The organism is Caballeronia pedi, assembly GCF_001544915.2.
In the GTDB taxonomy this organism is placed as follows: domain Bacteria; phylum Pseudomonadota; class Gammaproteobacteria; order Burkholderiales; family Burkholderiaceae; genus Caballeronia; species Caballeronia pedi.
Window position 1 is genome coordinate 56,799 of sequence record NZ_FCOE02000032.1, and the last position, 12,968, is coordinate 69,766.

General features: G+C 62.3%; 12 protein-coding genes. 3 read left to right on the plus strand and 9 right to left on the minus strand.

What is annotated here, in order from left to right:
* The first annotated feature begins 50 nt into the window (after positions 1–50).
* A complete protein-coding gene (locus AWB80_RS32095; RefSeq protein WP_061178708.1) occupies positions 51–1,913 on the plus strand; it encodes a hypothetical protein in 1,863 nt (620 codons plus the stop codon).
* A gap of 14 nt (positions 1,914–1,927) precedes the next feature.
* Here AWB80_RS32095 and AWB80_RS32100 read toward each other — a convergent pair whose 3' ends face one another.
* The 8 genes from AWB80_RS32100 to AWB80_RS32135 form a co-directional block, all read right to left on the minus strand.
* Positions 1,928–3,040 (minus strand): ABC transporter ATP-binding protein, encoded by a 1,113-nt coding sequence (locus tag AWB80_RS32100; RefSeq protein ID WP_061178709.1) that lies wholly within the window; start codon positions 3,038–3,040, stop codon positions 1,928–1,930.
* Positions 3,041–3,054: 14 nt separating this feature from the next.
* Entirely contained in the window at positions 3,055–3,912 is an 858-nt protein-coding gene (locus AWB80_RS32105; protein WP_061178710.1) for a carbohydrate ABC transporter permease, read from the minus strand.
* On the minus strand, positions 3,902–4,843 hold the full coding sequence (locus tag AWB80_RS32110; protein WP_087131759.1) for a carbohydrate ABC transporter permease: 942 nt from the start codon (positions 4,841–4,843) through the stop codon (positions 3,902–3,904). The genes AWB80_RS32105 and AWB80_RS32110 overlap by 11 nt, the downstream gene beginning before the upstream one ends.
* A 63-nt stretch (positions 4,844–4,906) precedes the next feature.
* A complete protein-coding gene (locus AWB80_RS32115; protein ID WP_425266905.1) occupies positions 4,907–6,121 on the minus strand; it encodes an ABC transporter substrate-binding protein in 1,215 nt (404 codons plus the stop codon).
* 70 nt (positions 6,122–6,191) lie between these two features.
* Positions 6,192–7,043, minus strand: a complete 852-nt coding sequence (locus AWB80_RS32120) for a fumarylacetoacetate hydrolase family protein (RefSeq protein WP_061178712.1) — start codon at positions 7,041–7,043, stop codon at positions 6,192–6,194.
* A gap of 17 nt (positions 7,044–7,060) precedes the next feature.
* Complete coding sequence (locus AWB80_RS32125) at positions 7,061–7,723, minus strand: DUF4286 family protein (RefSeq protein WP_061178713.1); 663 nt, start codon at positions 7,721–7,723, stop codon at positions 7,061–7,063.
* Between the two features lie 14 nt (positions 7,724–7,737).
* On the minus strand, positions 7,738–8,544 hold the full coding sequence (locus AWB80_RS32130; protein WP_061178714.1) for a shikimate dehydrogenase family protein: 807 nt from the start codon (positions 8,542–8,544) through the stop codon (positions 7,738–7,740).
* Positions 8,541–10,148, minus strand: a complete 1,608-nt coding sequence (locus tag AWB80_RS32135; RefSeq protein ID WP_061178715.1) for an acyl CoA:acetate/3-ketoacid CoA transferase — start codon at positions 10,146–10,148, stop codon at positions 8,541–8,543. Before AWB80_RS32135 ends, AWB80_RS32130 begins: the two co-directional genes overlap by 4 nt.
* A 264-nt stretch (positions 10,149–10,412) precedes the next feature.
* Between AWB80_RS32135 and AWB80_RS32140 the strand changes: the two genes are divergently transcribed.
* Entirely contained in the window at positions 10,413–10,868 is a 456-nt protein-coding gene (locus AWB80_RS32140; protein ID WP_061178716.1) for a MaoC family dehydratase, read from the plus strand.
* 87 nt (positions 10,869–10,955) lie between these two features.
* On the plus strand, positions 10,956–12,041 hold the full coding sequence (locus tag AWB80_RS32145) for a LacI family DNA-binding transcriptional regulator (protein WP_061178717.1): 1,086 nt from the start codon (positions 10,956–10,958) through the stop codon (positions 12,039–12,041).
* Positions 12,042–12,052: 11 nt separating this feature from the next.
* Here the strand turns inward: AWB80_RS32145 and AWB80_RS32150 are convergent, their stop codons facing one another.
* A complete protein-coding gene (locus AWB80_RS32150; protein ID WP_061178718.1) occupies positions 12,053–12,952 on the minus strand; it encodes an aldo/keto reductase in 900 nt (299 codons plus the stop codon).
* Positions 12,953–12,968 lie beyond the last annotated feature (16 nt).

The following is a 12,968-nucleotide window of genomic DNA, read 5'->3' on the forward strand; positions in this document are numbered from 1 at the left end:
TGCATTGCTGTTGCGTATCAAATGCCGCTCGGTCATCGAGAAAGAAATCCATGAAAAGCACCTTCCTTTATCTCTCGCCACTGATCGTCACGCTCGCCGCATGCGACGGCAACGATGCCGCCTCTCCATCGTCCGCGACTCATGCCGCGCCAGCACACCAGATAATCTGCGCCGCTCCTACTTTCACGCCCGCGTCCGCTGGCCGCGGCCTGATCACCGCCGACACACCGAACTCCGACGGCACCCGCACCTATCCCATCGACGCGCAGATAAACATCGCGATCACCACTCACGCCCGCGCGGCCGACACGCTCAGATGGACCATCGCCGATACATACGGCAACACGGTCGCAAGCGGCAGTTTCGCCGTGCCCGCCGCTGCGACGACGAGCACGCTCGCGTGCACATCGACGCTCGCGGGCTACTTCCAGATCGCCGCGACGCTCGACCGCGCTGGCGGCCAGGTGAAATCATCCGGCACGCGTCCGGACGGTTTCGCGAGCTTCGGCGTGATCCCGAATCTCGCGAGCGCGATTCCTGCCGTCGAATACACGAAGCAGGACCAGCATCGCTTCGGCATGCAGGGCTTCAACGACTGGAGCGCGGCGCTGTCGTTGCTCGGCATCTCGTGGACGATCGATGATCGCGAGATGGCGCTGATGGAACCCGACGATCGCTTCGAGTTCGATCCATCGACGGACTATCTCGATCCGTTCTACAAGTCCGGCACGGTGATGCGTCTCGTGCGGCTCGACGGCCTGCCCGGCGGTGCGAGCATGCACGGCCTGAACCCCGACCACGCGTATATCCCGAACGATCTCGGTTATTACCGCAACTACATGGCGCGTGTCGGACAGGAAACGGAATCGATCCGCGCCAAATACTATCCGACGATGTCCGGAAACTATTACCAGGTCACGTGGGAACCGGAAGTCATGTGGAAGGATTCTGACAAGAACCTCGTCGCGCTCTATCAGCACGTCTACGACGGCCTGCATTCGACCGACCCGCACGCGGTGGTCATGGGCCCGACCGAGTCGTTTCCGATGCATACGACCGAGCGCCTGCAAGCGCTCGCATCGCTCGGTTTCGCGCAATACATCGATGGCGTTGCGACGCACGGTTACTACGATCCTGCCGGCTCGTCACCGTCGAATCCGCCTGAACGTCTGTATACCGAATCGAATGCCGATAACTCACTGCTCAACCAGATGCGCGATCTTCGCGCCGAAATGCAGCAGGAATACAAGCCGGACATGAGGCTGTTCGTGACGGAAACCGGCATCAACTACGACGCCGGCGCGAGCTACGGCCCGGACTATCCGACACCGAACATCCTGTTCGCGCAAGGCGCGGTCGTCGCGCGCGCGCACATCATCCTTCTGGGCGAAGGCGCGGATCAGACGTATGTGTTCTACGGCCCGGACTTTCCCGACGAGATCGGCTTCGGCACCTTCTTCGACCTCGACGAACCGCAGGGCTCGGTCGACGCGACGAACATCGCGCCGAAGCCCGCAGCGATGGCGGTCGCCGCGCTGACGCGCATTCTCGACGGCACGACGACGCTCGGTCCCGTGAACGACCTGCCCACCGGCGTCTACGCGTATGGTTTCCAGCAGCTGAACGAAGGCCGCATCATCACCGCGCTATGGACGCACGACAACGATGCGTGGCCCGCGTCTAACGGCGAGTTCAGCTCGACCTACAGCGTGAGCTATACCCTCAAGGTCGATGCCGACGGCAACAGCGGCACGGTGCAACTGATCGACGCGATGGGCAACGTATCGAGCGTGCCATACACGAACGGCGCGGTGACATTGACGCTCACGGAGTCGCCGCAATACGTGGTGTCGATGAACGCGAGCGTCGCGAAGAGCAATACGACGAAGCCGGTCGGTTACGTCGGCATGTAGATCATGACGACACGTCACGCAATGCGCCGCTCGCTCGCCGGATCGAACACGACCGCTTTCGACACATCGAAAACGAGTTCGAGATTCGCATCGGGCCGCGCTTCCGACGACGGATGCACGCGGCTCACCATCCGCCTGCCGTTGACCTGAGCGAACACGAGCGTGTCCGGACCGGTCGGCTCGACTACGTCGACACGCACCGTGAAGCGCTGCGACGACGCACCGCTCTCGCCGTGCGCGCTGCGCGCATCCGTGATCCGCTCTGGCCGGATGCCGACGATCACCGTTTGCCCCATGCGCGAACGCAGTGCATCCGACGGCAGCATCAGCACGCCACGCGCAACGCCCGTGTCGATTTCCAGCCCTACGCCCGCGCCCAGCGATACGAGCTTGCCGTGTACGAAGTTCATCGGCGGCGCGCCGATGAAGCCCGCGACAAAGAGATTGGCGGGCGCATCGTAGATGTCCTGCGGCGGGCCGAACTGTTGCACGACGCCGTCTTTCATTACCGCGATGCGGTCGCCCAGCGTCATCGCTTCGATCTGATCGTGCGTCACGTATACGATCGTCGAGTTCAGACGCTGATGCATCAGCTTGATCTCCGAACGCATCTCGATGCGCAGCTTCGCATCGAGATTCGACAGCGGCTCATCGAACAGGAACAGCGACGGGTCGCGCGCGAGCGCACGCCCCATCGCCACGCGCTGACGCTGGCCGCCCGACAACTGCCCCGGCTTGCGGTCCAGCAGATGCCCGATCTGCAAGGTATCCGACACGCGCTCGACGATTTTCTTCTGCTCGTCCTTCGCCACCTTGCGGATGTTCAGCCCGAACGAGATGTTGTCGCGTACGCTCATCGACGGATACAGCGCGTAGGACTGAAAGACCATCGCGATATCGCGATCCTTCGGCGACAGATCGTTCACGCGCTGTCCGCCTATGCGGATTTCGCCCTCACTCACCGTGTCGAGACCCGCAATCATGTTGAGCAGCGTGGACTTGCCGCAGCCCGAGCCGCCAACCAGGATCAGGAACTCGCCGTCGTCGATTTCGATATCGACGCCCTTGAGCACATCCGCGCCATTGGGATAGCGCTTGTGCACGTTTTCGATGGAAAGACTTGCCATGTGTGTATCGCCTCTCAGCCCTTGACCGCGCCGGCGGTGAGCCCGCGCACGAAGTAACGCCCCGCCAGCAGATAAATGACTAACGTAGGCAGCGCCGCGATGATCGCCGCGGCCATGTCGACGTTGTATTCCTTGGTGCCTTCCGACGTGTTGACGAGATTGTTCAGCGCGACGGTGATAGGCATGGAATCCGCGCCTGCAAACACGATGCCGAACAGGAAGTCGTTCCATATCTGCGTGAACTGCCAGATGAGACAAACCATCAGGATCGGCAACGACACGGGCAGCAGCACGCGCGTGAAGATCGTGAAAAAGCCCGCCCCGTCGATTCGTGCCGCCTTCACCAGTTCGGAAGGCACGCTCACGTAGAAATTGCGGAAAAACATCGTCGTGAAGGCGATGCCGTAGATCACGTGCACGAGCACGAGACCGGCCGTCGAGTTGGATATGCCAAGCAGACCTTCGAGACGCGCCATCGGCAGGAGAATCGCCTGGAAGGGTATGAAGCAGCCGACCATCAGCATCGTGAAAAGCGCGTCCGCGCCGCGAAAGCGCCACAAGGTCAGCACGTAGCCATTGAATGCGCCGATCAGCGTCGACAGCAGGACAGCGGGAATCACCATGCTCACCGAGTTCATGAAGAACGGCCGCATGCCTTCGCAGCGCACACCGGTGCAGGCCTCCGACCATGCCTTCACCCACGGCGCGATGGTCCACTGCGAAGGCAGCGTGAGCAGGTTGCCGGTGCGCAATTCCTCGATGCTCTTGAACGATGTGCTGAACATCACGTACATGGGCAGGATGAAGTACAGCGCGAAGAGAATCAGCGCAGCATAGACGCAGGCGCGATTGAAACCCGGTTTAGCGTGCATCGCGAGCGCTCCTCGATTCGAGATACATCAACGGAATGAGCACCGCGACGATGGTCGCGAGCATCATCATCGACGCGGCGGCGCCGACGCCCAGTTGCCCCCGGTTGAAGGAGAACGTGTACATGAAGATCGCAGGCAGCGATGACGACGTGCCGGGCCCGCCCGCCGTCAACGCGACGACGAGATCGAAAGTCTTGATGGTGATATGCGCGAGAATCAGCATCACCGAAAAGAACACGGGCCGCATACCCGGAATCACGATCTTTCGATAGATGACCGGCAGCGTCGCGCCGTCCACCTGCGCGGCCTTGAAGATCTCGGCATCGACACCGCGCAGCCCCGCGAGAAACAGCGCGGCGGCGAAGCCCGTCGACTGCCAAGCGGCGGCCATCACGACGCAGAAAATGGCCTTGTCGGGATCGCCCAGCCAGCCGAACGAAAAGCTCGCGAAGCCCAGATCGTGCATGACTTTGTCGATGCCCGCGCCGGGCTGGAGAATCCATTGCCACGCCGTGCCCGCGACGATGGACGACAGCGCCATCGGATAGAGATAGATCGCGCGCAGCCCGCCTTCGATGCGAATCTTCTGGTCGAGCAGAATGGCGAGCAGCAAACCCACGCCCATGCACAAGCCAATGAACGGAATGCCGAACCAGCCGAGGTTGGCGGCGGACGTCCACCATACATCGTTGGCGAACAGTTCGCGGTAGCGGCCCACGCCGGCTAGTGCATAGCGTGGCATCAGCCGCGAGTTGGTGAACGATATCCACGCCGTGAGGCCGATGAAGCCATATACGAATACCAGACTGGCAGCGATGCTCGGCGCAAGCACGAGTTTCGGCAGCCACGCATCTGCGTTGAAAGCCGCTTTCGCGCGTGGCGCAGCGATTCGAGGCTCACGCCGAGGGCGAGCGCTTTCGACACTACTCATGAGTGATCCTGATTTTTCGGAGCAAGGAAAGAGCGCTTCGGACGAAGCGCCCTCATGAGACGCCTAGTTGACCTTGGCCGCGGCCGCGAGCGCCTGCACTGCCGTCCTGCTGTCCTGCTGCGAGTGCATGAACTTCGTGACGACGTCGGTCATCGCGCCCGCGACAGCCTCGCTCTGCGCCATCCCTTGCGCGAGCGACGGCACGATGGTGTTGGCCTTGATAGCCGATTGTTCATCGGCGTAAGAGCGTTTGGCGCAATCGTCGAACTTGTCCATGGGCACGCCGATACGCGCCGGGATCGAGCCTTTGTACAGGCTGAACTGCTCCTGGAACTCCGGCGACATCACCGCCTTCGCGAGCACGAGCTGGCCCGGCGTCGCCTTGTTCGCGCCGTTCTGCGCGAAGAACGCCAGCGAGTCCGAGTTGAACATGTAAGAGCCTGCGGTGCCGGGGCGTGGCACGCACAGATAGTCCTTGCCCGGCACCTTGTTCGCGCGCGCGAATTCGCCTTTCGCCCAATCGGCCATGAACTGCATGCCCGCCTTGCCGTTGATGACCATCATCGTCGCGAGATTCCAGTCGCGGCCCGTGGTGCCGTTGTCGTAGTAAGCGCCGATCTTGCGCACGATATCGAAGACCTGAATCATCTTCTCCGATGTCAGCGCCTGCTGATCGCGCTCCACCACGGCCTTGCGATAGAAGTCGGCGCCCTGCGAAAGCACCACGCCTTCCCACAGATTCACGTCCTGCCACGGCTGCGCGCCGTGCGCGACCGGCGTATAGCCAGCTGCCTTCATCTTGTCCGCGAGCGCGAAGAACTCGGGCCAGGTGTTGGGCGGCGAGCCGCCCACCTTGTCGAGAATCTCCTTGTTGATCCACAGCCAGTTCATGCGATGAATCTCGACCGGCACGGCCACATAATGGCCTTCATATTTCAGGAACTTGCCGACCTGCGAAGGGATGAGCTTGTCCCATCCTTGCGCAGCCGAGTCGATATCGACGAGCACGCCCTGCTCCGCCCAGTCGTGAATGGACGGCCCCTTCAATTGCGCCGCCGATGGCGGATGACCCGCGACGACATTCGTCTTCAACACGGTGAGCGCGTTGGTGCCGCTGCCACCCGCCACCGCGAAGTCCTTCCACGTGACGCCCTGTTTCTCGACGTCCTGCTTGAGCACGCCGACCGCTTTCGATTCGCCGCCCGAAGTCCACCAGTGCAGCACTTCGATCTGATCCGCATGCGCGATATTGAACGCACCCGCTACCGCCACAGCCATCAACCAGTTCCGTTTCATGATCGTCTCCTCGCTTCTCTGTATGCCCGATGCGTGCGGGCGGTGCGATGGTTTATTGCTCGTCCCAGCGCGCGACGGTCTGCTCCTGCACGCCGAGTCCTACGACGGACAGACGCATCACGTCGCCCGGCTTCAGATACTGCTCGGGCTTCATGCCGAGTCCGACGCCCGGCGGCGTGCCGGTCGTGATGACATCGCCTGCTTCGAGCACCACGAACTGGCTGATGTACGACACGAGCTTGCGGATCGGGAAAATCATGTCGGACGTGGACGAGTTCTGAATGCGCTTGCCGTTGAGTTCGAGCCACAGCGGCAGCTTCTGCACGTCGCCGAGTTCATCCGGCGTGACGAGCCAAGGCCCGAGCGGACCGAAGGTCGGCGCCATCTTGCCCTTCACCCACTGGCCGCCGTGTTCGAGCTGGAATGCGCGTTCCGACACGTCATTGCACACGCAATAACCGGCGACGTAATCCAGCGCGTGTTCCTCGCCGACATAATGTGCACGCTTGCCGATCACCAGCGCGATCTCCACTTCCCAATCGGCCTTGGTCGAATTGCGCGGCAGCAACACGCGATCGTTCGGACCGCAGATGCATGATGGTGCCTTGTTGAAGAGAATCGGCTCGTCTGGAATAGGCGCGTTCGTTTCGATGGCGTGCTGCACGTAGTTCAGACCCACAGCGATAAAATTGCCCGGCTTCGCGATGCACGCGCCGATGCGCGGCTTGCCTTCGACGATCGGCAGCGTGTCGATGTCCACGCTTTCGAGCCGCTTCATGCCACCGCGCGCGAAGAACGCGGCATCGAAGTCGTCGGTGATGGCGAAGGCATCGCGGATGCGGCCTTCGTCGTCGAGAATGCCGGGCTTTTCCTGACCCGGATTGCCATAGCGCAGCAGCTTCATCGTTTCGTCCCCTTGTTTCAGATATGCAGTGATTGCGACAGGCGGCTTATTTCGAGCGCATAGACCTGCGCGCGTTCGGCAAGCGCGCCGTTGCTCGCCCAGTCGTGTGCGTCGAGCGCGCGACGGCAGGCTTCGACGCCATCGCGCGTCGCTGCTTCGAACATCAGGATGTGGCTCGGCACGGTGAACGCGCGTTCCTTCGCCTCGGCGGTCTGCACGTTGCTCGCGCCTTCGTCCGCGATGAAGCGATGCATCGCGAGCACATCGCCGCGGGCCAGCAAATCATCGAAGAAAGCGGGCACTGTCCCTGCGTGCTCATCGACGCGCATGTGCAGCGTCAGCACGTAGCCACCCGTGCTGTCGCCGCGCGTCGCGTCGATGGTGCAGATCGAGCGCGCCGTGTTGCGAAAGTGCTTCACCGATGCACGCGTCAGCGGCGTCGGGTTATCGAGGCGCTCGAGATAGGCTGCGCCCGTGAGCACGTCCAGGTCGCGCGCTTCGTAGACGGTGAGCCATTCCGGCGATGCATCGTCGCCGCGATAGCGTCTGCCGCGCAGAAAGCCATCGAGCGAAAGGCGTTCGGGAATGTGTTCCTTGTCGTGCCATTCATAGAAGCCGTCGCGCGCCTCGGCGACGACATCGTTCCAGATCAGCACGACTGCTTTGCCCAGCAAAGACATGATGTGTTCCTGCTCTAAGCGATTCGGAAGAATTCGAGGATGGCGTCGATCTGGCCGCTGTGCATGTCGATGCCCGTCACGACCGGACAGCCGCATTCGATCGCCTTCGCGATCAGCGCGGTCGGCTCGCCGGGCGGGCGCAGCACCACATCGCCGACGATCTGTGCGCTTCTGAACGATTCGAACGGCGCGGGCATGCCATCGCCCGGCTTCATGCCGACGACCGATGCGTTTACGATGAGGTCCGCGTCATCCGCGTTCGCATCGCCGGGGACGATCGTGCAGCCGTCGCACGATGCGTCGAGTTGCGACGCGAGCGCGCGCGCTTTTTCGCGGTCGAGATCGCATAGCGTGATATGCGCGACGCCCGCATCCGCGAGCGACACCGCGATGGCCGCGCCCGCACCGCCGCAACCGATCACCAGCGCGCGCTTCTCTTTAAGCGCATGCCCTTTCGCAAGCAGGCCGCGCACGAAGCCTTCGCCGTCGAACATATCCGCGTGCCAGCGGTTCTGTTCATCGCGTCGCAATGCGTTCACGGCGCCGATGCGTCGACCGCGCGAATGCACTTCATCGGCAATGGCGAGCGCGTTCGTCTTGAACGGCGACGTGACGAGCAATCCGTCCAGATTCTTCAGTCGCAGCAGCGCGGGAAGCACCGCATCGATCTCGTCTGCGCCGATATGCAGCGGCACCAGCACCGCGTCGACGCCCGCGTCCGCGAACTTGCGTGTATAGACTTCGGGCGAACGCACCTGCACGATGGGATCGCCGATGATCCCGTACATCCGCGTGCGCCCGGTAATCGGCAGGCTCGTCATGTTCTGCTCCGATACCACTCGGCAATGCGCTCTGAACGATGCCGCCGCTCACGCGCGACCGTCTCTTCCTTGATGTCCATGAGACCCGGCGCGAAGATGCGCGCATCCATCTCGTGCACATCGCGGGCGACAGCCGGACGAAAATCCATCTGGGCGAAGATGTCGCGTTCGATATCGACGCCGGGCGCGACCTCGATCAGCTCCAGCCCTTCGTCACCGACACGAAACACCGCGCGCTCCGTGACGAACAAGGCACTGTTGCCGCGTGCGTGCGCGAGCGGCGCGCTGTAGCAGATCTGTTCCAGCGAGCGCACGAACTTGCGATGCCTGCCTTCCTGCACGATGTCGGTTTTGCCGTTTTCCCACTGCACATCGAGACCGCCCGCCGTCAGCGTGCCGCTGAAGATCACTTTCTTCGCGTTCTGGCTGATGTTGATGAAGCCGCCGACGCCGACGATCTTGTCGCCGAAGCGGCTGATGTTCACGTTGCCGCGCGCATCGACTTCCGCGAAGGACAGGAACGCGAGATCGAGACCGCCGCCATCGTAGAAATCGAATTGCGAAGGCTGTTCGATCATTGCCGCGAAATTCTGCGCGCCGCCGGAATCGCGGCCCGTGATGGGCGCTCCGCCGATCAAGCCCTGTTCATTGGTCAGGATCACTGAATCAAGAAGGTCTTCTTCGGCGGCGACGGTGGAAAGCCCCGTCGATATGCCGGCGCCCAGGTTGCACACTGCACGTGGATATAACTCCATCGCGGCGCGGCGCACGATCACCTTGCGCGGCCCGAACGGCAACGCGCGGATATCCGACAGCGGCACGCGCAGTTCGCCCGCGTAGCTCGGGTCGTAATCAGTCGCGTAGGTCTGCCGTTGCTCCGGTTCGACCACCACGAAGTCCACCAGAATGCCGGGAATTCTCACGCTCTTGGGCGGCAGCGTGCCGCTGCGCGCCATGCGTTTCACCTGCACGATCACGATGCCGCCTGCGCGCCGCGTCGCCTGCGCCATCGCGAGCATCTCGCCGAGCACGGCTTCCTGTTCCATCGTGACGTTGCCGTCTTCATCCGCCGTGGTGCCGCGCAGAAACGCGATGTCGATGGGAAACGGCCTGAAGCGCAGCCATTCCTCACCGTCGATATGCATCAGCTCGACCAGCATTTCTTCCGTCGACGGGCTTTGCCGCGCGCCCTGCTGACGCGGATCGACGAAGGTGCCCAAACCCGTTTTGGTGATGAGACCGGGACGGCCGCCCGCCATTTCCCGCATGAGTTGCGAGAGCACGCCTTGCGGCAGCGTGTAAGCCTCGATGCTGTCGTCCGCGGCCATCGTCACGAGACCGGGTGAATCGACCAGCGCGCTCGTGATGGCGCGCTTGAGCAAACCTTTGTGCGCCAGATGGCTTGCGCCGAGCGCAGCACGGTCGCCGATGCCGACCACGCTGATCGAAGTAATCCCCTGCGGTTGCTGCTCCGCGAGAAAGCGCCGCTCCACTGCTGCGAGCAGCGCTTCGGGCACCGCGTGCCCACCGCCCGAACCGCTGATGACGATGGAATCGCCCGAGCGCAGCAATGCGGCTGCGTCGTCGCTGGAAATACGTTCCATGTTTGAGTCGTCTCCGTTTTTGCCTTGGCGAACATGCTGGCCACGGACGAAATGTAACCGGTCTCATTGAGGCTTTCAAGAGGAATCTCGCGGTTTGAACCTTGGCTAGGGAATACCACTATCCAAGCGATCTGAGGCGCATCACTGCGGCACAAAAATTTCCTGTCGCGATTTACACGCGCCAATGTAACCGGTAACATCGAAGCCGAATCGAACGACCACGTGCGTCGCTTCGATCATTCATTGGCTACAAAGGAGACAGACATGGGCATCCAGGGCGTCGAGATCGGCGACGAATACCGTTTCGCCAAGACCGTCGGCGAAGTCGACGTAACGCTGTTCGCAGGCCTTACCGGCGATTTCAGCGACACGCACATCAACGAGCAATACATGCAGGAGAAGTCGGCCATCGGACGGCGCATCGCACATGGCGCGTTGCTGGTCGGCTATATGTCCACGGCGTCGACCATTTCGATTGCGCACATCATTCATCGCACCGACATCGACGAGTTTCCGGTGTCGGCGGGCTATGACCGCATCCGCTTCATCAAGCCGGTGCTGCTGGGCGATACGGTGACGGTGATCTATCGCGTCGCCGAAATCGACGAAGAGAAGCGCCGCAGCACCGCCGACATGGAAGTCATCAACCAGCACGGCGAAGTCGTGGCGGCGGGCCGTCATCTGATGAAATGGGCGAAGAAGCTTTCGAACAAGTCCTGAAACAAGAGTTTTCGCGCAGGCGGCGCCGATTTTTGCATCGCAGGTGATTGCTATAATCGGCGCACCCGCGCGAACCCAAGATCAGGCATGGCCAAGAGCAGACAACCCGTGACCGAAGAAGCCGATGCCGGCAAGAAGCCCCGCTCGTCCGGCGTGACGCTTCGCGATGTCGCGCGCTTCGCAGGCGTTTCGTCGGCCACCGTGTCGCGCGTGATGAACAATCCCGAGGTCGTGTCCGACGAGCTGCGCTCGCGCATCAAGGTCGCGATCGAGCATCTGGGCTGGGTGCCGCACGCCGCGGCGCGCGCGCTCGCCACGCAACGCACCGGCACCATCGGCGCGGTGTTTCCCACGCTCGCCAACGAGCACTTCGCGACCGCCATCCAGACGCTTCAGGAAACGCTCGAGCAAGTGGGCTATACGCTGCTGCTCGGTTGCTCGCAGTACGACCCCGAGCGCGAATATCGCCAGGTGCGCACCATGCTCGAACGCGGCGTGGATGCCGTCGTGCTGGTGGGCGAGGCGCATCATCCCGATCTATACACGCTGCTCGCGCAACGTCAGGTGCCTTACGTCAATACGTTCGCGTATCGCGAGGGCAGCGACAAGCTGTGCGTGGGTATCGACAATCATCAAGCGTTCTTCGATTTCACGACCTATCTGATCGGCCTGGGTCATCAGCGTTTTGCGATGCTCTCGCAGAACGCCGACTCCAACGACCGCGCCCGCGCGCGTCGCGAAGGCGTGCGCGATGCCCTGGCCGAGCATGGGCTCGGCATCACGGCCGCGCATATGGTCGAAGGCTACTGGGGCGCACGCGAAGGGCGTGCGCTGTTCTCGAAGGTGATGGACACGCCGCAACCGCCTACAGTAGTGATTTGCGGCAACGGTTCCTTCGCGATGGGCGCCATGCTCGAAGCCATGCAGAAAGGTTATGACATTCCGAAGGACCTGAGCCTCGTCGGTTTCGACGATTTCGAACTCATGTCGGAGTTGCCCATTTCCATCACGACCGTGCGCGTGCCGAGCGCCGAGATCGGCGCGACCGCCGCGAAAGTGATTCTCGCGGAGCTGGCGCAGAAAGGCAGCGCGCAGAGCGTGAAGTTCGATGCGGAAATCATCGTGCGGCAGTCGTCGGGCGCGCCGCCGAAGACGCGGCGCAAGACGGGCTGATTGCCGGCGCTTCAGTCCACTTCCCTGCCGCGCGCGGCTTCCCACACCGCAAACCATTCGTCGCGCGTGAGTTCGATATCGAGCGCCTGGATCGCATCGCGCATGCCTTCGATGCGCTGCGTGCCCGCGATCGCAACGGGCCTCGACGGCAGCCTCAACCCCCACGCGTACGCCACCGATATCCAGCTCGCCAGCCCTCGTTCTTCCTGAACGCGCCTCAAGACGTCGCGCACACGTGCAGCGGCTTCATCGCTTTCGTCGAAGAGGCGGCCACCGCCGAGCGGCGACCATAACATCGGCGTGACGCGTGCGGCTTTCATCGCGGCGAGCGTGCCGTCTTCGATGGGCGACGAATGAAACGGCGACAACTCGATCTGATTCGTCGCGAGCGGCACACGCGAATGCAGTGCATCGAAGTCGCGCGCGTCGAAGTTCGACACACCGAACGCACCGATTTTGCCTTCGCTGACGAGCTTTTCGATTTCGCGCGCGAGATCGTCTTCATCCATCAGCGGGTCGGGACGATGCAGCAGGAACAGGTCGATATGGTCGGTCCGCAACGCGCGCAGCGAACGTTCGACGCTTTCACGAAGATGCGAACCGCTGCTGTCGTAATGCTTCAGCCGATGCGCGGGCCGCGCAGGCGATACGGCCTTGATGCCCGCCTTGGTGATCAACTGCATGCGCGATCGCAAGGATGGCTGCAGCGCGAGCGCATCGCCGAAAGCGGACTCGGCCGCGTAGCCGCCATAGATATCGGCATGATCGAAGCTCGTCACGCCGATATCGATACAGGCTTCGACGAACCCGGCAAGCGCGGCTGGCGTCATGTTCCAGCGCATCACGCGCCACATGCCAGCGACGATGCGCGAGACCTTCACGCCGGGTGCGAGGGTAACAAGTCTTTCCATGAAAGGCGGCCTTGTA